We start from the raw sequence: 24468 nt of genomic DNA, 5'->3' as shown, positions 1-24468 counted from the left end.
ACTATCGAGACCATGACCCGAGACCCCCGCCTCACTCTCAACGCCCGGCAACAGGAACTGCTGGAGTGGGTGCAACGCGACGGCTTCGTGACCGTGGACGACCTGGCGGCGCACTTCGACGTGACGCCGCAGACGATCCGCCGCGACGTCAACTGGCTCGCGGACATGAATCTGCTGCGCCGCTATCACGGCGGCGCGAGCCTGCCGACCAGCTCCGAGAACGTGTCGTACACCGCGCGTCAGCGCATGTTCCATGACGAAAAGCGGCGCATTGCGGCGCTAGTGGCCACTCACATTCCCGACCAGGCATCGCTCTTCATCAACCTTGGTACGACCACCGAGGAAGTCGCGCGAGCGCTCAACCGGCATCGCGGGCTGCGCGTGATTACCAACAATCTGAACGTCGCGAGCATGATGAGCGGTTATCCCGATTGCGAGGTGCTCGTAACGGGCGGCATCGTGCGGCCCTGGGACAAAGGCATTGTTGGTGAACTGGCGATCGACTTCATCCGTCAGTTCAAGGTGGACTTCGCGATCATCGGCACGTCCAGCATCGAAACCGACGGCACGCTGCGCGATTTCGATACCCGCGAAGTGCGCGTGGCCGAAGCCATCATTCAGCATGCGCGAACCGTTTTTCTCGCCGCCGACAGCTCCAAGTTCGGCCGTCCTGCGCTCGTTCGTCAGGGCCACCTGGACCAGATCGATGCGCTCTTCACCGATGCGGCCCCGCCCCCCGACATGGCCGAGACGCTCAACGCTGCCAATTGCCAGGTGTACGTAGCCGGTTAACAGGCTTTCGCGGCCATGTTGCAGCGCACACGGAGCTTCAAGTGAAATCAAGAATCTGGCCGGCGCCCTGAACCGCCTCTGCGACGAGTTCTTGTCAAAGGGAAAATTTGCGGGGGCCGGTTTGGTGTTTAACGTTCGCTTGACTACACTCCAGTTCCCCGGCGTTCATTGCGCGCTCGCGTGCCGCCGGTAGTACTGAACCTGTCGTAAGCTGTACCTCCCGCCTGATCTTTTTGCGGACCATCTGGCAATGGCCTTTGCCATTCATGCCAGTCGCCGTCGAGGCTGTCCGCGTTTGCTTGACATGGAGAGAAACGATGCTGAGTCCGCACGAATTCGCCACGTTGTTGCTCGTCAAGGACGCTCCCAATCAGGTCGACATGGAGCGAGAAGAGCTCGACGCCCTCCTCGAACGTCAGCTCGTGCAACTGGAGCGGCTCGCCTCGGGCAATGAACAATGGCGTGTAACGGAATCCGGCGATAGCGCACTCCGAGCCATCAAACGTCTTTCCTGAAAGCGACCCGCGCATCGCCGGGCTCGTCGTCGGTTGATGGCCGGCGCGGCCGCACGCGCGCGGCCCAGCCGCCGCGCATGTTCGGTTCACTGTGTTTGTTTCGACGTGGGCGCCCATAGCGGCGCCCGCTTTCATTAGGCGTGCGTTCGTCGCGTCCGCATCATCGATTGGGCTAGCGCGACGCGCCGCCAGCTAATGACGAGACTTCAACCGCTGCGCAACGTCGGGTCCACCGCCGCACGCCAGCTCAGCGCCCTCGCGCGCTGCTCGGTAAAGAACGCGACCCACTGATTGCGAACCTGCGGGTCCGCACTCGCGCCCTGGCTCGTATAGCGCTGCGCGATCGAGGTCTGGAACGCGCAGTAATCGTCCTTCGACAACCGCCCGCGCCGGTTCGCCACATAAGCATCGAACAACGTCGCATACACGCCTTGAGCGTCGTTACCGTAATCGACCGGCTGGGCGCTGCACATCTGCTGCAATGAGACGAACGACGGCGCGCCCATCGTGCCGGTCAGGCTCGGCGAAGCGACGCACCCCGCGAGAAGCGCAGCTGCGCCCACCATGAAAATTCCACGCATGAATCACCTCGAAATGGCTACTGCCAAGAGTATCGTCCGTGGCCGCCGGTTGCGCCACCACCTTGGCCGTTCGATAGAGACGCGCTCAGAAAGCGCGAACTTTACTTTTTCGAATATGTTCATTAAAGTTCGAAAACGAACACTATCGGTTCGATAGAGTTTCACACAATTGTCGGACGACGCAGGAGACGCAGCAGGTGACGCAAGGCACGAGATACGATTTGCTCGTCGTGGGCGGCGGGATCAACGGCGCAGGCATTGCACGCGACGCGGCGGGCCGGGGCCTGTCCGTGCTGCTGTGTGAACAGGACGACCTGGCAGCGCACACCTCCTCGGCAAGTACCAAACTGATTCACGGTGGCTTGCGCTACCTCGAATACCGCGAGTTCCGACTGGTGCGCAAGGCGTTGCAGGAGCGCGAGACCTTGCTGCGGGCAGCGCCGCACATCATGTGGCCGCTGCGCTTCGTGATGCCGCACATGCCCGACCTGCGCCCGGCCTGGCTGATTCGCGCGGGCCTTTTCCTGTACGACCACCTCGCCCGGCGCGAACTGCTGCCCGGCTCGCGCGGCATCGTGATGCGCAACCATCCGGCCGGTGCGCCGCTCGTCGAATCGATCAAGCGTGGCTTCGTCTACTCCGACGGCTGGGTCAACGACGCTCGCCTCGTCGTTCTGAATGCGCTCGACGCCGCCGAGCACGGCGCGAAAATTCTCACGCGCACCAAGCTGCTGAGCGCCGTGCGCGCAGGCGGCGAATGGCGCGCGCAACTCAAGCGCGCAGACGGCACGACCGTTGACGTGCGAGCCGCGTCGATCGCGAATGCGGCAGGCCCGTGGGTCGGGGAACTGCTGCAAGGCGCGCTCGGCCGTGCGGCGTCGCATAGTGTGCGGCTCGTCAAAGGCAGTCACATCGTCACGCGGCGTCTGTTCGAACACGACCACGCGTACATCTTTCAGAATCCGGACAAGCGGATCATTTTCGCGATTCCGTACGAACACGACTACACGCTGATCGGCACCACCGACCTCGAATATCGCGGCGACCCCGCGCAGGTCGCGATCAGCGCCGACGAGACGCAGTACCTGTGCGACTCGATCAATCGCTACTTCAAGCAGAAGATCTCACCGGCCGACGTGCGTTGGACCTATTCCGGCGTGCGGCCTCTGCTCGAGGAAGAAGGCGCGGACAATCCGTCGGCCGTCACGCGCGATTACTCGCTCGAACTCGATGCGCCGGCGGGCGAAGCGCCGCTGCTGTCGGTGTTCGGCGGCAAGATCACGACCTTTCGCAAGCTTGCTGAGGAAGCCGTCGACACGCTCACGCACGCTCTGGGCAGCGGTGCGCCTTCGTGGACGGCCGGCGCGCCGTTACCCGGCGGCGATATTCCGCAGGCAAACTTCGAGCGTTTTCTCGCTGAACTGAAGCAGCAGCATTCGTGGTTGCCGGCGGATCTCGCGCACCGTCTCGCCCGCGCTTACGGCACGCGAGTGAAGAACGTGATCGGCCGCGCGCGCTCGCTCGCCGATCTCGGCCGTGCGTTTGCACCGGGTCTCCATGAGGCGGAGCTCGCGTACCTGCGCGACACCGAATGGGCACGCAGCGCGCACGACGTGCTATGGCGCCGCTCGAAACTCGGCCTTCATGTTGAGCCGGGCACGCTGGACTCGATCACACGCGACATTGACGCGTGGTTCGCTCGTGAATCCGAGCGACAGAGCGCGTAACCTGGTAGAAAGTCCGCGCGCCCGCAGCATAAAAACCGTTTCACCCCTCGGCTGAATCGAGCCGGCCTATACCGACACGCGCGGCGCGGCCCGTTCGACACGACAAGCCGTTCCCGTCGCCGGTAAGCTGTCATGGCGATTCATAAAATGCATGGAGAAGAGACAATGCAGGATCAGTACATCCTCGCGCTTGACCAGGGCACCACCAGTTCGCGTGCGATGCTCTTCGACCGCCTCGGCAATGTTGTGTCGACGGCGCAGAAGGAGTTTGAGCAGATTTATCCGCGTCCGGGCTGGGTAGAGCACGACCCGCAGGAAATCTGGTCGACGCAAGCGGGCGTCGCCGCCGAAGCCGTGACGCGCGCCGGTATGAACGGCACGTCGATCGCGGCGATCGGCATCACCAATCAGCGCGAGACCACGATCGTCTGGGATCGTGAGACGGGCCATCCGATCTACAACGCGATCGTCTGGCAGGACCGCCGCACGGCCGACTTCTGCGACCAGCTTAAAGAGCAGGGCCTTGAAGCCAAAGTCCGCGCGAAAACCGGCTTGCCGATCGACTCGTACTTTTCCGCGACCAAGATCCGCTGGATTCTCGACAACATCGAAGGCGCGCGCGAAAAAGCGAAGCAAGGCCGCCTCGCGTTCGGCACCGTGGATAGCTGGCTTGTGTGGAACTTCACCAAGGGCGGCCTGCATGTCACCGACGTGACGAACGCATCGCGCACCATGCTCTTCAACATCCACACGCTGAAGTGGGACGACGAACTACTCGACGCGCTCGACATTCCGCGCAACATGCTGCCCGAAGTGCGTCCCTCGTCCGAAGTGTACGGGCCGACCAAGACGACCGTGTTCGCCTCGAAGATTCCGCTCGCGGGCATCGCCGGCGACCAGCACGCCGCGCTCTTCGGTCAGATGTGCACCGAATCCGGCATGGTGAAGAATACCTACGGCACCGGCTGCTTTCTCGTGATGAACACCGGCGACAAGCCGATCGAATCGAAGAACAATCTCGTCACCACGATTGCCTGGCAGATCAGCGATCAGATCAACTACGCGCTCGAAGGCAGCATCTTCATTGGCGGCGCGGTCGTGCAATGGCTGCGCGACGGTTTGGGCATCATCAAGAATGCGGCTGAGATAGAAACGTTGGCGCGCGGCGTACCGCATTGCGACGGCGTTTATCTGGTGCCCGCATTCGCCGGTCTCGGCGCGCCGCACTGGAATGCGCGCGCTCGCGGCACGCTGTTCGGCGTGACCCGCGGCACAACCTCGGCGCATATCGCGCGCGCTGCGCTCGATTCAATCGCATATCAGTCGCTCGACGTGCTGAAGGCGATGGAGGCCGACTCGGGCATTCGCATCGGCGAATTGCGCGTGGACGGCGGCGCTTGCGCGAACAACCTGTTGATGCAGTTCCAGGCCGACATCCTCGGCGTGGACGCGGTTCGCCCGAAAGTTTCGGAAACCACTGCGCTGGGCGCAGCGTATCTGGCGGGCCTCGCGGTCGGCTACTGGAAAGATGTCGACGAACTGCAAAGCCAGTGGAAGCTCGATCGCCGCTTCACGCCCGCACTCGAACAAGCCGATGTCAGCGAATGTCTCGACGGCTGGAAGCGCGCGATTCGCGCCGCCAAAGCGTGGGCCGACACACCTTGAGCGCGGCCTTCGCGTTGTTCGCGGGTGAGCTTTCGGCATAACGCAACTCCGACGCGGCTGAACGAAACCGCGACAGAAGTGCGACAGAAGCGCGACGAAAGCGCGATCAATCGCGACGCAACCACGAAACGACGAAACAACAAAAGCAACGACAAGGCGGCGAAGCAACAGGCCACGCAACCCGGCCACGCCGCCCGTCTTGTGGCTTCCCTAACAACAATATTTCGGATACCCAACAATGTCTCCATACATTGCGGAATTCATCGGCACGGCGCTCGTCGTGCTGCTCGGCGACGGTGCTGTCGCCAACGTGCTGCTCGCGCGCACCAAAGGCAAGGGCGCGGATCTGATCGTGATCGTCATGGGCTGGGCGATGGCCGTTTTCATCGCGGTCTACGTCACTGCGTCGTTCAGCGGCGCGCACCTGAATCCGGTCGTGACCGTCAGCCTCGCGCTCGCGGGCAAGTTCGCGTGGGCCAAGGTTCCAGGCTATATCGCGGCGCAAATGCTCGGCGGGATGGCGGGCGCGCTGCTCGTGTGGGTCGCCTATCGCCAGCACTTTGCGAAAGAAGGCGACGCTGACGTGAAGCTCGGCGTGTTCTGCACCGCGCCCGCGATTCGCAGCGTGCCGCACAACCTGCTGACCGAAATGATCGCGACCTTCGTGCTGATTCTTGGCGTGCTGTATCTCGCTTCGCCGCAAGTCGGCCTCGGCGCGCTCGACGCGCTGCCGGTCGGCCTGCTCGTGCTCGGCATCGGCATCTCGCTCGGCGGCCCGACGGGTTACGCGATGAGTCCTGCGCGCGATCTGTCACCGCGTCTGATGCACGCACTGCTGCCGATCCCCGGCAAACGCGACAGCGACTGGCGCTATGCGTGGATTCCAGTATGCGGGCCTCTGCTTGGCGGTGCCGTGGCGGCCGGCCTCTATCTGTATCTGCATACGCGCTGATCTTGCCGCGCGGCCATCAATAGCCGACGCACACGCGAATCGTGCCGCATCCATGCTCACGCGTGTGCAACTCGCGCGATGGGAGATGGAATTCGCGGAAAGCGGCCGGGTCGGCGCATGCCCCGCCAAAGCACGTATCATGACGGCTTCACCCGGGCGCATGGGCTGGCCACGCTTGCCGCTCACGCGCCCCCGCTTTCCATTCCTCCAGGCATGATCGACCACCTTATCTGCGACTGCGACGGCGTACTTGTCGACAGTGAAGTCATCGCTGACCGCGTGATGTTCGAGACGCTCTCGGCCAGTTTTCCCGGCCTCGACTTCGAGCCCATCGTCAAGACGGCCTTTGGACAGCAAACGTCGCGCTTTCTCGAAGGCATCGAGAAAGCGTTCGACATCGCGCTGCCAGCCGATTTTCTCAACACGATCGAACACAATGTCGAGCTCGCGCTAGCCGCATCGCTTAGTCCGATCAACGGTGTGCGGACCGCGCTGCAACGCGTGACGTTGCCGGCAGCGGTCGTGTCCAACAGCCGCATGGCGCGCGTGAGAGCGTCGGTGCAACGCGCCGGATTGCAGCAGATTTTCGGCGCGCGCATTTTCAGCGCGGAACAGGTCGCGCGGCCCAAACCTTTTCCCGATGTGTATCTGTTCGCCGCACAGACGCTCGGCGTCGATCCATCGCGATGCATCGTCGTGGAAGACAGCGTGGCGGGTTTGAACGCGGCGCGCGCGGCGGGCATGAAGACGATCGCTTTCGTCGGCGCGAGCCATATTCCCGATGGCTACGCGGACGCGTTGCGCAGGATGAACATGACGCGCATCATGAAGCATATGGACGAATTGCCCGCGCTGGTCGAAGCGGGCATGCGCGGCGAGTTCGGTGACGTGCAGTCCTAGTATGAAGATGCGAAAGTAACGCACAACGTAACGCACACAAAAAGGCCGACTGTTGCGCAGTCGGCCTTTGGTTTTGTTCAGCGCGTGTCGTGCTGCGAACGCGTCAAACACAGCATCAAGCAACGCGTCAAATCACGCGCCGAACAGCGCATCGCATTACGCGCGCCGCGCCATTCGATTCCGCGCTATCAAGCTTCCTGCTCGACGCATTCACGCGCCCGGGCCAACGCCTGACGAAACTCGGCGAGTTCGGCGATCGTCAGCATCGGCAAATTGTGTTGCGCGGCAAAACGTTCGACGTCCGCGCCGCGCGTCATCGTGCCGTCGGCGTTCATCAATTCGCATAGCACACCCGCGGGCTTCAGCCCCGCGAGAATCGCGAGATCCACTGTGCCTTCCGTATGTCCGCGCCGCGCGAGCACGCCGCCTGGCATCGCTCGCAACGGAAACACATGGCCGGGACTCACGATGTCGGCAGGCTTCGCCGTATCGGCAATTGCAGCGCGAATCGTCGTCACGCGATCGAGTGCGGATACGCCGGTCGTCACGCCCTCGCGCGCTTCGATCGAGATCGTGAACGCGGTGCCGTGACGGCTTTCGTTATTGGCAGCCATCGGCGAAAGTTCGAGCGCGCGGATCTTTTCGTCGGGCAGGCACAGGCAGACGATGCCGCTGCATTCGCGGATCAGCAGTGCCATCGTTTCGACGGAAAGACGCTCGGCGGATACGATCAGATCAGCCTCGTTCTCGCGGTCGTCATCGTCTTGCAGCACGACGGCGCGGCCGTCGCGCATTGCTTGCAACGCGGCGGCGATATGCGGCGGAACGGGTTCGGTGTCGAGCAGCGGGAGATCGGCGAAGGCATCGTCCGCGATCGTCGACGGGGCAGGAAAAGTAGCAAAGGACATAGTTGAAACGCTCATCGCAAAAGTTGGGCGAAAAACGTTTCAGGGCATTGCAAACAGACAAAGACGCGCCCGCCGAGCGCCGCTGCAAACTCCAGGCGGCGTTCGCGCCCCGCCCTGACCTGCGAGCGGCGCCACGGAAACGAACATGACTATCTGCACATCTTCTTCCATCCGGACTATGACCGTCGGCTCTGGCTTCTCACCAGATCTGCTGACCCCGCGGCGGCTTTCGGTTCGCTGAAAGCCGCACGACTGCGGGCGCTCGCGGGCTCGCCGGCTAGCGCTTTCGCGCTGCCGGCATACCGCCGGTGGGGAATTTCACCCCGCCCTGAAGACGCACTGATTGCCGGAAGAACCGGCGGGCCAAGCATACAACAGCCGCGCGCGAAGTGCAGCGCAACCCCTACTGCCGGGCGGGGTTCGCGGCCGAGCGACATGCTGACCATCGCCTTCGGCTTCAAGACGCTGACAAGCGAGCCCGCTCCGCTCCGGCGCACTCCATCAAACGGGCGCGGGTTCGCGCGCCGTGTCGTGCGGCGCGGGCACGTCCCAGCGCGGCGGTGTCTCGGCCTTTAACGTTACGCGAAACGCTCGCGCTTCGGTGTCGCCGGGATTGCGCAGGCTATGCGGCTGATCGGCATCGAACACGATTGCGTCGCCCGTTGCCAGCAACTGGCGTTGGTCGTGCACGCTCACCTCGAGCGTGCCCTCGCTGACCACGAGGTTGACCGTCGTGCCGGGCGCACGGCGCGTGCCGGCTTCGGTGTGCAACGGCGCAATGCGCAACTCGTGAAATTCCGCGGCGGTCGGTTCGTTGTCCGGATAGAGCGGACGAGCCGAATAGCGCCCGTTGGAACTGACGACGCGCGACGAGCGCTCTGCCGGCAAGTGCTCGAAACCGTTGGTCGCGTGACGTCGCAGAAACGCCGCGACCGACACTTTCAACGCGGCCGCCACCTTGCAGAGCACCTTGATGGACGGCACGCTGCGCGCCGACTCGATCTGCGCAAGCATTGCGCGCGACACACCTGAGGCGCGCGCGAGAGCATCGAGCGACAACTGCCGCTCCGCGCGCAAACGGGCGAGATTCACGCCGACGAGACGCTCCAGTGCATCGAAGGGTTCGGCGGCACGCGGCGGCGCATCGGTATCGGCCGTGGGATCGCGAACCAGAGCAAGCGGGGAATGCATGATTGCCTCCAGAAGCGCCGCCGGACGGCGGGCAAGCGGTTAGTGGAAGCAAGATAGCATCGCGGCCGGCCGCGCCCAACGAAGTTATCTTCACACTGTTATCAGTATTGCGGAGGGCGTTCCTCGCAAAGCTTGTGCGGATTTTTCATATGCTGCGGGCCCATTATTTTGCGGACAGGTGCGAGCAATGTCATGCGATCGGGCTTGCATTCGTTGATATGCACTTGCAGGCAAGTCCTCGCACTGCTTCACGCATGCGCACGCTTTCGATATCCACGCCGCTCCCAAACAGTCAGGCCCGCTCGCGCACTTGCACGCCGCGCTGGGCCGTCCCTGACGCGCGCGCATCCACGCGCGACGCGAACCACGTCAGCAGCAATGCGACCACGCTCACTGCCGCCGCGACCCACGGCAATGTATCGAGCGAATGGCCGTGATCGATTACGAGGCCACCGAGCCACGCGCCGCCTGCATTGCCCACATTGAAGGCGCCGATGTTCAGCGTTGACGCGAGATTCGGCGCCTTGGCCGCTTTCTCGACCACGCGCATCTGCAACGGCGGCACCGTCGCGAAGGCAGCGATGCCCCACACGAACACCGTGATCGCCGCGGCCGCCTGCGAATGACTCGTGCGCGCAAAGATCGCCATTACCACTGCGAGCGCCGCGAGAATGGCCATCAACGAAGGCATCAGCGCGCGGTCCGCGAGCTTGCCGCCGACCGTGTTGCCGATCGTGAGCCCCACACCGAACAGCACGAGGATCAGCGTGACGGCGCGCGGCGAGAAGCCGCTCACCTGCTCCAGAATCGGCGCGATATACGTGAAGACGACGAACACGCCGCCGAAGCCGAGCACCGTCATCGCAAGCGCGGTCCAGACTTGCGGGTCCTTCAGCACGCGCACTTCATGGCCGAGACCGGCGGGACCGGAATCGTGGCGATTGGGCACGAGTGCCGTGACGCCCGCGAGCGACAGTACGCCGAACGCGCTGACAATCCAGAAGGCCGCGCGCCAGCCGAACTCCTGACCCACGAACGTGCCGAACGGCACGCCGAGCACGTTCGCGAGCGTGAGTCCGGTGAACATCAGCGCAATCGCGCTGGCGCGCTTCTCGAGCGGCACCAGCGACGCGGCCACCACCGCGCCGATGCCGAAGAACGAGCCGTGCGCGAACGACGTCACCACGCGCGCGATCATCAGCACCGAGTAGTTCGCCGCAATCGCACACAATGTATTGCCGACGATGAACACGCCCATCAGCAACTGCAGCGCGAGCTTGCGCGGCATCCTGCTCGTGACGACTGCGAGAAGCGGCGCGCCGACCGCGACGCCGAGCGCGTAGCCGCTCACCAGCAATCCCGCCGATGGAATCGACACCGCGAGATCGCGCGCGACCTCGGGCAGCAAGCCCATGATGACGAACTCCGTCGTCCCGATAGCGAAGGCGCTGATCGCGAGCGCCAGTAGTGGAATCGGCATTGTTCTTCTCCAGATTTTACGGTTGAGCGTGATGCAGCGCCGTCACGAACTCGACGACGACACCCGGCGCCAGCGCCACGAAAACCTGCATGGCGGCTTGTTGCGGGCCCATCGGCGGTACTTGCGCGGTCTGATAGTCGACGCCGGTCGTGTGCAGGCGCGCGAGCAGCGCCTGCCACTCGGCGGCGCTTTCCAGACGGAACGCAATGTGATCGATTCGTGGCGCGGCTTTTTGCGATGGCCCGGGCGCGGTGGCCTCGACGAGATGGACGACCGGGCGCCCGTGCGCATATAGCCAGTAACCGTCGACGGAAAACGGCGGCCGCGCGCCTTGCGTCAAGCCGGCCACATCGACGAAGAAACGCCGCGCGGTTTCGAGATCGGCGGTGACGATAGTCGCGTGATCGAGTTGCATGGTTTCAGCCGGCTGACTGCGCCGCATCGGTTCCAAGGGAAATGCATTGTGGCGGCGGAGCGCCAATTTGATAATTGGCGTAGCATTTGAAGCATTTTCAAATGCCATTTGAAGCTAGCTATGGATAACCTCGGCGACATTCGTCTCTTCGTGGAAGCGGCGCAGCACGGCAGCCTTTCCGCCGCGGGCCGCAAAATGGGGCTCACGCCGGCCGCAGCGAGCGCGCGCCTCGCGAAACTCGAAGCGGGCCTGAAAGCACGGCTGTTCGAGCGCACGACTCGCCAGTTGCGGCTCACCGACGAGGGGCGCCTGTATCTGAACTGCTGCCGCCAGGCGCTGCAGTCGCTCGACGACGCCAAAGCCGCGCTGCAAGCCGGCCAAGGCGTGGTGCGCGGCAAGGTGCGGGTGTCGGCGACGTCGGACTTCGGCCGCAATCTGCTGATGCACTGGCTCGACGAATTCAACGCGCTTTACCCCGAGGTCACGTTCGCGCTGACGCTATCGGACTCGCTGTCAAACCTCGTGCAGGAGGACATCGACCTCGCGATCCGCTTCGGCGTGCCGCAGGACAGTTCGCTCGTCGCGCGCAAACTGGCGCCGAACCGGCGCGTGCTATGCGCGTCGCCGGAATACATCGCACGCAAAGGGGAGCCGAAAGACCCGCGCGATCTGGCGAACTTCGATTGCATCGTGCTCAACACCGGCTCGGGCCCGGTCAACGAATGGCGCTTCACACGCGGCGACGAGGTGCAGCAGTACACCGTCTCCCTTGAAACGGCGCGCGAGACCAACGACGGTGCCGTCGCCCGCGAATGGGCGCTGCGCGGCTATGGCATCGTGATCAAGTCGATGTGGGACGTCGAAGCGGATTTGCGCGCCGACGGCCTGAAAATCCTGTTGCCGGAATGGCGCTATCCCGATGCGCCGTTGCATGCGCTTTACCACCGCAATCGTTTTATGGCGCCGCGCGTGCGCGTGCTGCTGGACTTCTTGAGCGAGCGCTTCGCGCGGGTGTCGGATGAGTTGGAAAGCTTGCTGGGATTGCCGCCGGATTCACACCCGCAGCAGCTTGAGCCGCCGCATCCGTCGCGCGCCGAAGCGGGCGTGAAAGCGGACTAGGAAGCGTGTTAACAAGCAGACTCGAAAAGCGCGCCGGAAAGCACATCGACAAGCATGCCGGAAAGCGAGGCTCGGAAGCCGCATGGGACGAAGGGCTATAATATTGCGCTAGCTGCAAACGTGCGCGGCAAGCGGCCATTCGGGCCGCGCGCTCCGCCAAAAGCGCCTTTTCCGCGGGCTTATCGCACGTTTTCACATCTCCTTGACCCCTAATACGACGCCCCCAGATTAACCACTGCGACCGGCGAAACTCGATGACCAAGAAAGTTTACGTAAAGACCTTTGGCTGCCAGATGAACGAGTACGACTCCGACAAAATGGTCGACGTACTCGGTGCGGCTGAAGGGCTCATCAAGACGGACACGCCCGAAGACGCGGACGTCATTCTGTTCAACACCTGCTCGGTGCGCGAGAAAGCCCAGGAGAAAGTCTTCTCCGACCTCGGCCGCGTACGCGAGCTGAAAGAGGCGAATCCGGATCTGATCATCGGCGTCGGTGGCTGCGTGGCGAGCCAGGAAGGCGCGGCGATCGTCGCGCGCGCGCCGTACGTCGATCTGGTGTTCGGGCCGCAAACGCTGCACCGTCTGCCGCAAATGATCGACAAGCGCCGCGAAAGCGGCCGCGCGCAAGTCGATATCTCGTTCCCGGAAATCGAAAAGTTCGACCATTTGCCGCCGGCTCGCGTCGACGGTCCGAGCGCTTTCGTGTCGATCATGGAAGGGTGCAGCAAGTACTGCAGCTATTGCGTGGTGCCGTACACGCGCGGCGAAGAAGTGTCGCGTCCGCTCGACGACGTGCTGACCGAAATCGCCGGCCTCGCCGACCAGGGCGTGCGCGAAGTCACGCTGCTCGGCCAGAACGTGAACGCCTATCGCGGCGCGCTCACGCTCGGTTCGTCGGAGATCGCAGATTTCGCAACGCTGATCGAATACGTCGCCGATATTCCGGGCATCGAACGGATTCGCTACACCACATCGCATCCGAAGGAATTCACGCAGCGCCTGATCGACACGTACGCGAAGGTGCCGAAGCTCGTGAGCCACTTGCATCTGCCCGTGCAGCACGGTTCCGACCGCATTCTGATGGCGATGAAGCGCGGCTACACCGTGCTCGAATACAAGTCCGTGATCCGCAAGCTGCGCACCATTCGCCCGGATCTGTCACTTTCCACCGACATGATCGTCGGCTTTCCCGGCGAGACGGAAGAAGATTTCGACAAGATGATGGCGCTCGTGCACGAGATGAAGTACGACACCAGCTTCTCGTTTATCTACAGCCCGCGTCCTGGCACGCCGGCTGCGAACCTGCATGACGACACGCCGCGCGAAGTGAAGCTGAAGCGCCTGCAACACCTGCAAGCTACTATCGAAGAGAACGTGCAGCGGATCAGCGATTCGATGGTCGGCAAGGTGGAGCGCATTCTGGTCGAACGCCCGGCGCGAAAAGACCCGAACGAACTCGCGGGCCGCACGGAGAACAACCGCGTGGTGAACTTCCCGGCGCCGGTGGCTTCGCATGCGCGGCTGACCGGTCAGATGGTCGACGTGAAAATTGTCAAAGCGTACCCACATTCGCTGCGTGGGGAACTCGTGCTGGTGCACGACAATGCAGAGGGCGGTGCGGGCGCCATCACGCATTGACCGACTGACGACTGAACCAACGGCGCGGCCCCGCCGCGCGATGCAGCGCCCGATGCACCGTCTGACGCCACCCGACGCCACCCGCGTACTGAAACCGACAGGATCGACTCACCGCCTTGAAAACCACTCAGCCGCACCTGGAATTTACCGCTCCGCGCGACGACAACGCGCGGCTCGCCAATCTCTGCGGACCGCTCGACGAAAACCTGCGGCAAATCGAGCAGGCGCTCGACGTGACGCTGCAACGCCGCGGACACCGCATCACGATTCGCGGGCGCGGCGCGAAGCTTGCGCTTACCGCGCTCGAAAACTTCTACAACAATGCGCGCGATCCGCTGTCGGTGGACGACATTCAGCTCGCGCTCGTCGAAGTGCGCCACCCGGCGCGGCATCGCACTAACGGCAACGGCAATGGCAACGACGACGAAGCCGGCGAGCCGGGTTTTCCCGGCAACCCCGACCATCCGTTCGACCAGCCCGCCGACAGCGGCGAAGACGACCTCGAAGAGCTCGGCCCGAAGCTGTACACGCGGCGCGCCGATCTGCGCGGCCGCACGCCGGCGCAGCGGGAGTATCTGAAGCAGATCGTCTCGCACGACGTTACGTTCGGCGTGGGTCCAGCCGGCACGGGCAAGACCTATCTCGCGGTCGCCTGCGCGGTGGACGCGCTGGAGCGCGATCAGGTCAAGCGCATCGTGCTGACGCGGCCGGCCGTCGAAGCCGGCGAGCGTCTCGGCTTCCTGCCGGGCGACCTCGCGCAGAAGGTCGATCCGTATCTGCGTCCGCTCTACGACGCGCTCTACGATCTGCTCGGCTTCGACAAAACCGCGAAGATGTTCGAGCGGCAGATGATCGAAATCGCGCCGCTCGCATACATGCGCGGCCGCACGCTGAATCACGCGTTCATCATTCTCGACGAGGCGCAGAACACCACGCCCGAGCAGATGAAAATGTTCCTCACGCGGATCGGCTTCGGCTCGAAGGCCGTGGTGACCGGTGACACGACGCAGGTCGACTTGCCGCGCGGCCACAAGAGCGGGCTCATCGAAGCGCAGCAGGTTCTGTCCGACGTGCGCGGCATTGCGCTCACGCGTTTCACTAGCGCCGACGTAGTGCGCCATCCGCTCGTCGCGCGGATTGTGGAAGCGTACGATGCGCATTCGCAGAAAACCGCCAGCCCGGCGGATTCGCGTTAATGCGGCTCGATGCACGCGACAATCCGCTGAATGCGCCGCCTCCCGGCTGGCTACGTTCCGCGCCGCACCCCGGGCCGCCCCTCGCGCAGTGTTTTGCGGGCTGCGTGGCGTGGCAGTGCGCTCGGGGTTGCGCGCGGTGTTCCGCCCGCCGGCTTGCGCGTCACTCCGCACATCGCCTTGCGCCTCACTTCGCCCACCAATCCCAGCCAGCATGAGCCGCGCCCCGAAACTAACGTTGAATCTGCAATTCCCCGCAGCCAAGGCGTGGCCGGAGCACAAGGTGCTGCTGCCGCGCGCCACCGTCGCTAGCTGGATCAAGGCCGCGCTTTTTGCCGACGGCGAGCTGACCGTGCGTTTCGTCGACGCCGAAGAAGGCCGCACGCTTAACCGCACCTATCGCGGCAAGGACTATTCGACGAATGTGCTGACCTTCGCGTACGCGGAATCGGAGGACGATCCGGTGACGGGCGATCTGATCTTGTGCTGCCCGGTCGTCGAGAAAGAAGCCGCCGAACAGGGCAAGCCGCTCCTCGCGCATTACGCGCATCTGCTCGTGCACGGCACACTCCACGCGCAGGGATACGACCACGAAGTCGAGCAGGAAGCCGAGGAAATGGAAACGATCGAAACCGAGATTCTCGGCAAGCTCGGTTTTCCCGACCCTTACCGCTAACCGCCGTCCGGACCGAACCGTGAGCTCAATTCCCTCTGACGCCGACGCCCGAACGCCCTGCCCGGACTATCCGCCGACGCTCGGCGAGTCGCGACTGCTGACGGACGATGAGTTGCGCGCGTCGCTCGAATGCACGCTGCGTGACTGGAATCGGCAGAGCGACTTGTGGCTTTTCGGCTATGGTTCGCTGATCTGGAATCCAGGGCTGCCTACCGTCGAAGCGACGCGCTCGAAGGTGCATGGTTATCACCGCGGGCTGTATCTCTGGTCACGCGTGAACCGGGGCACGCCGGAACAGCCGGGGCTCGTGCTCGCGCTGGATCGCGGCGGCTCCTGCTCCGGCATTGCGTTTCGTCTCACGGCGCAAGGTGCGATGCCGCATCTGGAAGCACTATGGCGCCGCGAAATGGCGATGGGTTCCTACCGGCCCGCGTGGTTGCCCTGCGTGCTCGCCGACGGCCGGCGCGTTGACGCACTGGCGTTCGTGATGCGCCGCGACGTGCCGAGCTACACCGGCAAGCTCGGCGACGAGGTCGTCAAAACGGTGTTCGGCTGCGCGAGTGGCCGCTATGGGACGACGCTCGAGTACGTGAGCCGCACGGTTCACGCGCTGCGCGAAAGCGGCATGCCGGACCGGGCGCTCGAAGCGCTGCTTGAGCGCTGCCAAGCCGCGAATAGCGAGCCCGGTTCTGCTGGCGCTGAACTGCGTTTTCAGCCGCAAGCTGGCGAATAAGCGCTCCACCGGTCAGCAAGCAAATGCAAGCACGCGAAGCAACAGGTCAAGGTAAGAAGCGGAGTAAAGCTGGAGCAAAACCGCCGCCCGCCCACGCGTCGCGCCACCGTTTTTTTCTCCGAAACGCTTTTCAGCGCGTAATCAGTTACGATTGACCCACGGCCCGCGCCTTGCGGCGCACCGTTGCCAGCCGGTTTCATTCATCGCCCGGCCCGGCGGGACACGGTCCTGCCATGTGCCTGGTGTATCCTTAATGCTCTGCAACAGCGCGCCCAGTCTTGCCGGGCGCACTACCATGAACGACACGTATCCCAGTCGACGTCACACCGACAAACCGCAGGAAAAACGCTCGCTACTCGAGCGTCTGACCGATTTCATCTCGCCCGAGCCCGACTCGCGCTCCGAACTTCTGGAAATTCTGCAGGACGCGCACGAGCGCAACCTGATCGACGCCGACTCGCTATCGATGATCGAAGGCGTATTCCAGGTCACCGAACTGAGCGCACGCGACATCATGGTGCCGCGCGCGCAAATGGACGCGATCAACATCGCGGACAATCCCGCCGAATTCATCCCGTATGTGCTGGAAAAAGCGCACTCGCGCTATCCGGTCTACGAGGGCAATCGCGACAACGTCATCGGCGTGCTACTGGCGAAAGACCTGCTGCGCTACTACGCCGAAGAAGAGTTCGACGTGCGCGGCATGCTGCGCCCCGCCGTTTTCATCCCTGAATCGAAGCGTCTGAACGTGCTGTTGCACGACTTCCGCGTGAATCGCAATCACCTCGCGGTGGTGGTCGACGAATACGGCGGCGTGGCCGGTCTGATCACGATCGAGGACGTGCTGGAACAGATCGTCGGCGACATTGAAGACGAATACGATTTCGACGAGGAAAGCGGCAACATCATCGCTTCCCCGGACGGGCGCTTCCGCGTGCGCGCGCTGACCGAGATCGAGCAGTTCAACGAAGCGTTCGGCACTCACTACTCGGACGAAGAAGTGGATACGATCGGCGGGCTTGTCACGCATCATTTTGGCCGCGTGCCGCATCGCGGCGAGAAGGTTCGCATCGACGATCTGATCTTCGAAATTCTGCGCGGCGACGCCCGCCAGGTTCACATGCTACTGGTGCGGCGCGATCCGCTTGCCGGTCAGCGCGAGCGCGAAGCGCAACACGTGCAGACCTGAGCGGCCAGGCTGTCTCACGCCCGGCATGCTGCGGCGCGCCACCGCCCTGTCCGCACGCTGACTTTTCCNCCTGCCACTCCTCACGCCGACCGCGCAACAATGGCCGACCCGATTACTTCCCGCTCCCGTCACGGCGTGAGCGCATCCACCGCGCAGCCGACACGCGTGCGCTCGCTTCCTCGTTGGCATTACCTCGTCGCGCTGGCGGCGGGCGCGGCCAATACGCTGTCGTTCGCACCCACGCCGCACGGCGGCTGGCTGGAACTCGCGATCTTCGTGTTCTTCTTCGGCTGGTTGACGCGCACCACCGGCTGGAAAAGCGCCGCGCTGACTGGCGGCGCATTTGGCTTCGGCAACTTCATGAGCGGCGTCTGGTGGTTGTACGTCAGCATGCATTTTTTTGGCGGCATGCCCGCACCGCTCGCCGGCACAGCGCTCGTACTGTTTTCGCTTTATCTCGCGCTGTACCCGGCTTTGGCAGCGGGCGTCTGGTCGTTCTGCGCCGGTCACGCAAGCAATGGCAGGTCGCAGACCGGTACGTCCGACACCGGTACGCCGTTCTCGCCGACGTGGCATGGGGCACTCGCTTTCGCTAGCGCGTGGGCGATCGGCGAATGGTTGCGCGGCACGGTGTTCACCGGCTTTCCGTGGCTCGCGAGCGGCTATGCGCAAGTCGACGGCCCGTTTGCCGGATTCGCGCCACTCGCGGGCGTGTACGGCGTCGGCTGGGTGCTCGCGCTCGCAGCGGCGTTGATCGTGCAGGCACTGCTCGCTCTGCTGCGTCGTTCGCGGGAGTCTCGCGAAGCTGCGGCCAGCGGCGAAAATACCCGCGGCGGCACGGCACGGATCGCGGCGCCGGCGGCCGTCGCACTGGCGCTAATCGCGGCCGGCCTGCTGCTGCCGCTCGTGAAGTGGACGGTGCCCGCCAACGCGCCGCTGACCGTGCGCCTCTTGCAAGGCGACGTCAAACAGGAAATGAAATTCGAGGAAGCGGGCATGCGCGCCGCCATCGATCAGTATCAGCAGATGATTACGTCCAAACCCGCCGACCTGATCGTCACGCCGGAGACCGCCATTCCCGTGCTCGCGCAGCAACTACCGGCGCCGTTTGCGTCTGCGGTACGCAGCTTTGCGGATTCGACGGGCAGTGCGATCCTGTTCGGCGCAATCGGCGGCTCCGTCACGCCTGAGGGCCGCGTGGTCGACTATACGAACAGCCTGTTCGGCGTGACGCCGGGCACACGCGACATCTATCGCTACGACAAGCATCATCTCGTGCCCTTTGGCGAGTTCGTGCCGTGGGGCTTCCGCTGGTTCGTCAACCTGATGAACATTCCGCTTGGCGATTTCGCGCGAGGCGGGCCGGTGCAGAAGCCGTTCGTCGTCCATAATCAGCCGGTAGCGGTCGACATCTGCTACGAAGATATTTTCGGCGAAGAAATCGCGCGGACCATCCGTGAGAGCGATACACCGGCAGGCGTGCTGATCAACTCGACTAATCTTGCGTGGTTCGGCGACACCATCGCGCTCGACCAGCACTTGCAGATAGCGCGCATGCGCTCGCTCGAAACCGGCCGGCCGATGCTGCGCGCGACCAACACCGGCATGACGGCCGCGATCGACGCGAACGGCAAAGTGCTCGGACGGCTCACGCCCTACACGATCGGTTCGCTCGACGTCACCGTGCAAGGGACGGCCGGCCGCACGCCGTATGTGACGAGCGGCAATAACACGGTGCTCGCCGTTTCGTTACTGCTGCTGGCTTTCGGCTTTGCATTTGGGCCAGGCATTGCGCGCCGGAAAAACGGTAAATCCGCAAACGGCGGCGAATAATCAATAAAAAACGCGCGCTGCGGCGTGGCCGCAAGCGCGCGTTTATCCAACCACTCAAGCGTTACCGGTGAACCACGCACGCATTACTGATTCGACGCAATGCGCTGCTGAATATGCTGCGCGCGTGCCGGCGACGCCGGGTGCGAACTCAACATACTCGATTTTCCGCCATCCATTTGCGCGAGTTTGTTGAACGCCATAACAAGACCCGACGGGTCGAGATTCTTCTTTTTCTGCAAATCGAACGAATAATCGTCGGCCGCGCTTTCCTGCGTTTGCGAGAATTGCGCGTTAATCAGCTTTTCCGAGAACTCGCCCAATTGCGAGCCGGACAGCGCGCCCGCAATGCCGCCCGCGGAAGAAGCCACTGAACGCGCCGCCGACGTCGCATACGCAACCTGCATCGCTTTTTTCGTATGGCCAAGGGCCACGTGGCCCATTTCATGGCCGACCACGCCGCGCACTTCGCCGTCGTTCATCATGTCCATCAAACCGCTGTAGACGCGCACGCAGCCGTTGGCCATCGCCCATGCATTGACGTCCTTGGTCACGTACACCTTGTAAGTCACCGGCGTACCGTTGATGTTGTCGCCCAGTTGCGCGGCAATCTTGTTCAGGCGTTTCTGATATTTGCCGTTGGCCGGCGCAATCGCGTTTTCGCTGTCGAGTTGCACGCACGATTTGTCGGTCAACGCGCGCACGTCGGCATCCGAGAGCGTGGCGGCTTGCGTCGCCAACTGGCCAGACTGAATCAGCGCGGACGGATCCAGATTGCTGACACTGGAGCACGCGGCAAACAGCGAGCAGGCGGAAGCGGCAATAGCAAAGCGATACGGTTTCATCGGGAAAGTCTCTTTGTGATGTTATTCGTTCTGGCGGCGCCCAAAAGGCGCTGCCTTTTCGCAATGGCCGCTTTCGGCGCTAAAACACGCCGAATATATGACTGCAAGACCATTGCCCACGCGGCAGACCAAAAAAAAGCGCCTGACGAGAGGCGCCTTTTTACCAGAAACGAAAGCTTTAATTCATGACCATGAAAGGGTGATTAACGCAATTTTGAAACCTGCGTTAATCGCGGGCAAACTCTGCTTCACCCATTCAGTCAGTTAGCCGGCACAGTATCAATAAACGACTGACGCAGCGAAAGCTTCTGAAAATGCTTGTCCAGATTCGGATGCGACTCGCGCCAATTCAACTCCGGCATGCGGAAGTCCAGATAGCCCAACGCGCAACCCACGGCGATGTCGGCGAGCGTGTAATGATTGCCCGCGCACCACGGCTTGCTGCCCAGGCCTTGCGACATGGCGACGAGCGCTTCGTCGATCTTCCGCTGCTGCCGCGCCACCCACGCGTCGACCCGTTGCTCCGGCGTGCGCTGCGTACTTTCGAGGCGGATCAGCACTGCCGCGTCCAGCAGGCCGTCGGCGAGCGCTTCCCAGCAACGCACCTCGATGCGCTCGCGCCCGGATTGCGGAATCAGCTTGCCGACCGGCGACAGCGTGTCCACGTATTCGCAGATTACGCGCGAGTCGAACACCGCTTCGCCGTCTTCCATGAGGAGGCACGGCACCTTGCCGAGCGGATTGAAGGTATGGATGCGGGTATCCGACGCCCAGACATTCTCGGGCACCAGCTCGTAGTCGATCTTCTTGTCGGCCAGCACGATGCGCGCTTTGCGCACGAACGGGCTGGCGAGCGAACCGATGAGTTTCATCATTGCCATCTGCCTTTTTCTGAATCCGGCGAAAGTATAAGTGCTTGGCGGCGTGCGCGAGCGGCGCGTGCGCTCTTCGCGCGCCGCTCGCACACTCGCTGTGGATGGATTGCAACATTGCCGCGTCGCGTGAGCGCCGTCTAGCCCGCCGAACGGCCAACGCGCCAGTCGTCCGGTGCCGGCGTCGGCGCAAAATGAGTCCGCGCATTGGGCGCTACAATCGCACGATGAACCAGCCGACCGAACCCACCATCGCCATCGACGTCTACCGCACGCGCCGCGAGCGCGTACTCGCCGCGCTGCGCGCAGCGGGCGCCGGCGTCGCCATCGTGCCGACCGCGCCCGAAGCGCTGCGCAACCGGGACGCCGATTATCCGTACCGGCACGACAGCTACTTCTACTATCTGACCGGCTTCACCGAGCCCGAGGCGCTGCTCGTGCTCGACGCCAGCGCCGCACCGGGCGAACCGGCGTCGATCCTCTTCTGCCGCGAGAAAAACATCGAACGCGAGACGTGGGAAGGCTTCCGTTTCGGGCCGGACGGCGCGCGCGTCGCGTTCGGATTCGACGCCGCATTTCCGTTCGGCGAGATCGACGCGCACCTGCCGCGGCTCCTCGCCGACAAGCCGTCGCTGCACTACGCGCTCGGCGCGTCGGAGAAACTCGACGGCCAGGTCCGCGGCTGGCTCGACGCCGTGCGCGCGCAAGGCCGCAGCGGCATCGCGGCGCCCACGGCCGCGCGCGATCTAATACCGCTCCTCGACGACATGCGGCTCATCAAGGACGACCACGAACTCGCGATCATGCGCCGCGCCGGGCAAATCTCCGCGCAAGCGCACCGCCGTGCAATGGCGGCGTGCCGCCCTGGCGTGCGCGAGTACGAACTGGAAGCGGAGCTGCTTTACGCATTCCGCAAATTCGGCGCGCAGGCGCCCGCCTATACGTCGATCGTGGCGGCGGGCGCCAACGCCTGCGTGCTGCACTACCCGGCCGGTAGCGCGATTGCGCAAGAAGGCGACCTGATTTTGATCGACGCAGCCTGCGAGTTGGACGGCTACGCGTCCGACATCACGCGTACGTTCCCCGCGAGTGGCCGCTTCACGCCGGCGCAGCGCGAGCTATACGACATCGTGCTGGCCGCGCAGCAGGCAGCCGTCGATGCAACGCGGGTCGGCGCCAGCTTCGACGATCCGCATCAGGCAGCGGTCCGCGTGCTGTCGCAAGGCTTGCTGGACACCGGCATCGTCGATCGCAAGAAGTTGGCTTCCGTCGACGACGTGATCGCCGAGCGCGCTTACGCGCCGTTCTATATGCATCGCACCGGCCACTGGCTCGGCATGGACGTGCACGATGTCGGCGACTACCGCGAGCGCGGTGCGCCGCGCGACGAAGCGGGCGCGCTGCCGTGGCGCACGTTGCAGGCTTCGATGACGCTGACCATCGAGCCCGGCTTGTACATCCGCCCGGCCGAAGGCGTGCCCGAGCAGTACTGGAACATCGGCATCCGGATCGAGGACGACGCCATCGTCACTCCGGCCGGCTGCGAACTGATGACGCGCGACGTGCCGGTCGCCGCCGACGAGATCGAGGCGCTGATGCAGGACGCCCGCGCGGCTCATGAAACAAGGAAGTAACCCGCAATGAACGATGTTTCCCCGTCGACGGTGATTCTGAAGCCTGCTGCGTCCGATCAGCCATTCGATTTCGATGTGACGATCGTGGGCGCCGGGCCGGTGGGGCTCGCGCTCGCGGGCTGGCTGGCGCGCCGCAGCGCGACGCGCGCGCTCAAAATCGGCCTCGTCGACGCCCGCGAGCCCGAAGATTCGATTGCCGATCCGCGCGCGATCGCCGTTTCGCACGGCAGCCGCATGATCCTCGAACCGCTGCGCTGGCCCGCGGACGCCACCGCGATCCAGCGCATCCACGTGTCGCAGCGCGGTCACTTCGGCCGCACGCTGATCGACCACGGCGAGCACGGCCTGCCGGCGCTCGGCTACGTTCTGCGCTACGGATCGATCGTGCACGGCCTCGCCGAAGCGGTGCACGCGACGCCGGTGCACTGGTTCCGCTCGACGTCGGCTGCCGCACCCGTCCAGGAAAACGACGGCGTCACGCTGCCGATCGAAACCGCGGGCGTCACGCGCCGGTTGCGTACGCGGGTTCTGGTGAATGCGGAGGGCGGTCTGTTCGGCGATCAAAAAGGTTCGCACGGCAGCGGACGCAGCGGTGGAACAAGCCGCGCGACTGCCGCGGTCCGTGAAAGCGCTGACACCGGCGCCGAAAAAGACGCCGAGCGCGAGGCCGGAACCTACACGCGGGCATCCGCGCCGAACGACGCCGGCTTGCAACCCGGCAAACGCTCAGACAAACACGGCACGCGCGACTACGGACAGACAGCGCTGGTCGGCACGGTAACTGTGTCGGCGCCCCAACCGCATGTCGCATGGGAACGCTTCACGCGGGACGGTCCGATCGCCTTGCTGCCGATGGGCGGCGTGCGCGGCGCCGACTACGCGCTTGTCTGGTGCTGCTCGCCAGACGAAGCCGCGCGCCGTGCGCAACTTTCCGACGACGATTTCCTTCGCGAACTCGGCACCGCTTTTGGCGGCCGCATGGGACGCTTCACGCAGATCAAGGGGCGCGCGTCGTTCCCGCTAGGCCTGAACGCCGTCGATACAATCGTGAAGGGCCACGTCGTCGCAATCGGCAATGCGGCGCAAACGCTGCATCCGGTCGCGGGCCAAGGGCTCAATCTCGGCTTGCGCGACGCGCATGCGCTAGCCGACGCGTTGTCGGCGGAAGGCCCGACGCCGCTCGCGCTGGCGAGTTTCGCGCAGCGCCGCGCGCTTGACCGGCGCATGACGATTGGCGCGACCGACATGCTCGCGCGCCTCTTCACCGTCGACTTTGCGCCGCTCGCGATCATGCGCGGCCTCGCGCTGACCGCCCTCGAACTGGTGCCGCCGGTGAAAACCGCGCTCGCGCGTCAGATGATGTTCGGACAACGCCGCTGAGTGCGCCGTGCGCCTCGGCGGGGTGCGAAGTACGCGTCGCGTCTCGGTTTCGGCTCGGCTCGGCTCGGCTCGGCTCGGCTCGGCTCGGCTCGCTTTATCGTCTACGTTCGGCCCGGCTTTCGTCCAGTTTTCGCAGCGCTGAAAGCCGTTGCCCGAGCCGCCAGAACCCGATGACGCGAGCCACTTTCATAGAAGATTTAACGGCTTACGACGCCCGACCGTCCGATGCAG

The 24468-nt window shown here is 63.9% G+C and carries 22 protein-coding genes and 1 riboswitch; of the genes, 15 read left to right on the top strand and 7 right to left on the bottom strand.

Going from position 1 to position 24468, the window contains the following annotated elements:
- The first annotated feature begins 12 nt into the window (after window positions 1–12).
- Both F759_RS0112625 and F759_RS0112620 read left to right on the top strand, forming a co-directional pair.
- Window positions 13–792, top strand: coding sequence for a DeoR/GlpR family DNA-binding transcription regulator (locus tag F759_RS0112625; protein ID WP_027800181.1), 780 nt, complete (start codon window positions 13–15; stop codon window positions 790–792).
- A 317-nt stretch (window positions 793–1109) separates the two neighbouring features.
- Window positions 1110–1307 (top strand): hypothetical protein, encoded by a 198-nt coding sequence (locus F759_RS0112620; protein WP_006049938.1) that lies wholly within the window; start codon window positions 1110–1112, stop codon window positions 1305–1307.
- Between the two features lie 206 nt (window positions 1308–1513).
- Here F759_RS0112620 and F759_RS0112615 read toward each other — a convergent pair whose 3' ends face one another.
- A complete protein-coding gene (locus tag F759_RS0112615) occupies window positions 1514–1888 on the bottom strand; it encodes a hypothetical protein (RefSeq protein WP_027800180.1) in 375 nt (124 codons plus the stop codon).
- A 197-nt stretch (window positions 1889–2085) separates the two neighbouring features.
- On the opposite strand from F759_RS0112615, the gene glpD reads away from it, so the two are divergent.
- The 4 genes from glpD (at window position 2086) to F759_RS0112595 (ending at window position 7132) form a co-directional block, all read left to right on the top strand.
- Window positions 2086–3615, top strand: a complete 1530-nt coding sequence (gene glpD / locus F759_RS0112610; protein ID WP_027800179.1) for a glycerol-3-phosphate dehydrogenase — start codon at window positions 2086–2088, stop codon at window positions 3613–3615.
- 165 nt (window positions 3616–3780) lie between these two features.
- Entirely contained in the window at window positions 3781–5280 is a 1500-nt protein-coding gene (gene glpK, locus F759_RS0112605; protein ID WP_027800178.1) for a glycerol kinase GlpK, read from the top strand.
- 238 nt (window positions 5281–5518) lie between these two features.
- Entirely contained in the window at window positions 5519–6232 is a 714-nt protein-coding gene (locus F759_RS0112600) for an MIP/aquaporin family protein (protein WP_027800177.1), read from the top strand.
- 213 nt (window positions 6233–6445) lie between these two features.
- Window positions 6446–7132: an HAD family hydrolase gene (locus F759_RS0112595; RefSeq protein ID WP_027800176.1), complete on the top strand. Its 687-nt coding sequence runs from the start codon at window positions 6446–6448 to the stop codon at window positions 7130–7132.
- A gap of 188 nt (window positions 7133–7320) precedes the next feature.
- Here the strand turns inward: F759_RS0112595 and ribB are convergent, their stop codons facing one another.
- From ribB to F759_RS0112575, 4 genes are all read right to left on the bottom strand, one after another.
- On the bottom strand, window positions 7321–8040 hold the full coding sequence (ribB, locus tag F759_RS0112590; protein WP_027800175.1) for a 3,4-dihydroxy-2-butanone-4-phosphate synthase: 720 nt from the start codon (window positions 8038–8040) through the stop codon (window positions 7321–7323).
- A 155-nt stretch (window positions 8041–8195) separates the two neighbouring features.
- Window positions 8196–8380, bottom strand: a riboswitch (FMN riboswitch).
- 161 nt (window positions 8381–8541) lie between these two features.
- Entirely contained in the window at window positions 8542–9231 is a 690-nt protein-coding gene (locus F759_RS0112585; RefSeq protein ID WP_027800174.1) for a helix-turn-helix domain-containing protein, read from the bottom strand.
- 292 nt (window positions 9232–9523) lie between these two features.
- Complete coding sequence (locus tag F759_RS0112580) at window positions 9524–10711, bottom strand: MFS transporter (protein ID WP_027800173.1); 1188 nt, start codon at window positions 10709–10711, stop codon at window positions 9524–9526.
- Window positions 10712–10727: 16 nt separating this feature from the next.
- Window positions 10728–11126, bottom strand: a complete 399-nt coding sequence (locus tag F759_RS0112575) for a VOC family protein (protein WP_027800172.1) — start codon at window positions 11124–11126, stop codon at window positions 10728–10730.
- Between the two features lie 120 nt (window positions 11127–11246).
- On the opposite strand from F759_RS0112575, the gene F759_RS37620 reads away from it, so the two are divergent.
- The 7 genes from F759_RS37620 (at window position 11247) to lnt (ending at window position 19509) form a co-directional block, all read left to right on the top strand.
- Entirely contained in the window at window positions 11247–12245 is a 999-nt protein-coding gene (locus tag F759_RS37620; protein ID WP_244438815.1) for a LysR family transcriptional regulator, read from the top strand.
- A 254-nt stretch (window positions 12246–12499) separates the two neighbouring features.
- A complete protein-coding gene (gene miaB, locus F759_RS0112565) occupies window positions 12500–13885 on the top strand; it encodes a tRNA (N6-isopentenyl adenosine(37)-C2)-methylthiotransferase MiaB (protein ID WP_027800171.1) in 1386 nt (461 codons plus the stop codon).
- A gap of 116 nt (window positions 13886–14001) precedes the next feature.
- Window positions 14002–15081 (top strand): PhoH family protein, encoded by a 1080-nt coding sequence (locus F759_RS0112560; RefSeq protein WP_027800170.1) that lies wholly within the window; start codon window positions 14002–14004, stop codon window positions 15079–15081.
- 211 nt (window positions 15082–15292) lie between these two features.
- Complete coding sequence (gene ybeY / locus F759_RS0112555; RefSeq protein ID WP_027800169.1) at window positions 15293–15754, top strand: rRNA maturation RNase YbeY; 462 nt, start codon at window positions 15293–15295, stop codon at window positions 15752–15754.
- A 19-nt stretch (window positions 15755–15773) separates the two neighbouring features.
- Window positions 15774–16487, top strand: a complete 714-nt coding sequence (locus F759_RS0112550; protein WP_027800168.1) for a gamma-glutamylcyclotransferase — start codon at window positions 15774–15776, stop codon at window positions 16485–16487.
- 295 nt (window positions 16488–16782) lie between these two features.
- The gene (locus F759_RS0112545) at window positions 16783–17676 is read left to right on the top strand and encodes an HlyC/CorC family transporter (RefSeq protein ID WP_027800167.1); all 894 of its coding nucleotides are present in this window, start codon (window positions 16783–16785) and stop codon (window positions 17674–17676) included.
- A gap of 99 nt (window positions 17677–17775) precedes the next feature.
- On the top strand, window positions 17776–19509 hold the full coding sequence (gene lnt / locus F759_RS0112540) for an apolipoprotein N-acyltransferase (protein WP_027800166.1): 1734 nt from the start codon (window positions 17776–17778) through the stop codon (window positions 19507–19509).
- Window positions 19510–19592: 83 nt separating this feature from the next.
- Here the strand turns inward: lnt and loiP are convergent, their stop codons facing one another.
- Window positions 19593–20351 carry a metalloprotease LoiP gene (gene loiP, locus F759_RS0112535; RefSeq protein WP_027800165.1) on the bottom strand — a complete coding sequence of 253 codons (759 nt, stop codon included), beginning with the start codon at window positions 20349–20351 and terminating at the stop codon, window positions 19593–19595.
- Window positions 20352–20611: 260 nt separating this feature from the next.
- The gene (locus F759_RS0112530; RefSeq protein ID WP_027800164.1) at window positions 20612–21226 is read right to left on the bottom strand and encodes a glutathione S-transferase C-terminal domain-containing protein; all 615 of its coding nucleotides are present in this window, start codon (window positions 21224–21226) and stop codon (window positions 20612–20614) included.
- 224 nt (window positions 21227–21450) lie between these two features.
- On the opposite strand from F759_RS0112530, the gene F759_RS0112525 reads away from it, so the two are divergent.
- Window positions 21451–22857 carry an aminopeptidase P N-terminal domain-containing protein gene (locus F759_RS0112525; protein WP_027800163.1) on the top strand — a complete coding sequence of 469 codons (1407 nt, stop codon included), beginning with the start codon at window positions 21451–21453 and terminating at the stop codon, window positions 22855–22857.
- Window positions 22858–22863: 6 nt separating this feature from the next.
- A complete protein-coding gene (locus tag F759_RS0112520) occupies window positions 22864–24237 on the top strand; it encodes a UbiH/UbiF/VisC/COQ6 family ubiquinone biosynthesis hydroxylase (RefSeq protein WP_027800162.1) in 1374 nt (457 codons plus the stop codon).
- Window positions 24238–24468 lie beyond the last annotated feature (231 nt).

Source organism: Paraburkholderia dilworthii (assembly GCF_000472525.1).
Taxonomy (GTDB): Bacteria; Pseudomonadota; Gammaproteobacteria; order Burkholderiales; family Burkholderiaceae; genus Paraburkholderia; species Paraburkholderia dilworthii.
This window is presented reverse-complemented; position numbering and strand designations above follow the sequence as displayed.

Coding starts and splice junctions, on each gene's coding strand:
- F759_RS0112625 (WP_027800181.1), top strand. CDS start 13: ATGACCCGAGACCCCCGCCTCACTCTCAACGCCCGGCAACAGGAACTG.
- F759_RS0112620 (WP_006049938.1), top strand. CDS start 1,110: ATGCTGAGTCCGCACGAATTCGCCACGTTGTTGCTCGTCAAGGACGCT.
- F759_RS0112615 (WP_027800180.1), bottom strand. CDS start 1,888: ATGCGTGGAATTTTCATGGTGGGCGCAGCTGCGCTTCTCGCGGGGTGC.
- glpK (WP_027800178.1), top strand. CDS start 3,781: ATGCAGGATCAGTACATCCTCGCGCTTGACCAGGGCACCACCAGTTCG.
- F759_RS0112600 (WP_027800177.1), top strand. CDS start 5,519: ATGTCTCCATACATTGCGGAATTCATCGGCACGGCGCTCGTCGTGCTG.
- F759_RS0112595 (WP_027800176.1), top strand. CDS start 6,446: ATGATCGACCACCTTATCTGCGACTGCGACGGCGTACTTGTCGACAGT.
- ribB (WP_027800175.1), bottom strand. CDS start 8,040: ATGTCCTTTGCTACTTTTCCTGCCCCGTCGACGATCGCGGACGATGCC.
- F759_RS0112585 (WP_027800174.1), bottom strand. CDS start 9,231: ATGCATTCCCCGCTTGCTCTGGTTCGCGATCCCACGGCCGATACCGAT.
- F759_RS0112580 (WP_027800173.1), bottom strand. CDS start 10,711: ATGCCGATTCCACTACTGGCGCTCGCGATCAGCGCCTTCGCTATCGGG.
- F759_RS0112575 (WP_027800172.1), bottom strand. CDS start 11,126: ATGCAACTCGATCACGCGACTATCGTCACCGCCGATCTCGAAACCGCG.
- F759_RS37620 (WP_244438815.1), top strand. CDS start 11,247: ATGGATAACCTCGGCGACATTCGTCTCTTCGTGGAAGCGGCGCAGCAC.
- miaB (WP_027800171.1), top strand. CDS start 12,500: ATGACCAAGAAAGTTTACGTAAAGACCTTTGGCTGCCAGATGAACGAG.
- ybeY (WP_027800169.1), top strand. CDS start 15,293: ATGAGCCGCGCCCCGAAACTAACGTTGAATCTGCAATTCCCCGCAGCC.
- F759_RS0112545 (WP_027800167.1), top strand. CDS start 16,783: ATGAACGACACGTATCCCAGTCGACGTCACACCGACAAACCGCAGGAA.
- lnt (WP_027800166.1), top strand. CDS start 17,776: ATGGCCGACCCGATTACTTCCCGCTCCCGTCACGGCGTGAGCGCATCC.
- loiP (WP_027800165.1), bottom strand. CDS start 20,351: ATGAAACCGTATCGCTTTGCTATTGCCGCTTCCGCCTGCTCGCTGTTT.
- F759_RS0112530 (WP_027800164.1), bottom strand. CDS start 21,226: ATGATGAAACTCATCGGTTCGCTCGCCAGCCCGTTCGTGCGCAAAGCG.
- F759_RS0112525 (WP_027800163.1), top strand. CDS start 21,451: ATGAACCAGCCGACCGAACCCACCATCGCCATCGACGTCTACCGCACG.
- F759_RS0112520 (WP_027800162.1), top strand. CDS start 22,864: ATGAACGATGTTTCCCCGTCGACGGTGATTCTGAAGCCTGCTGCGTCC.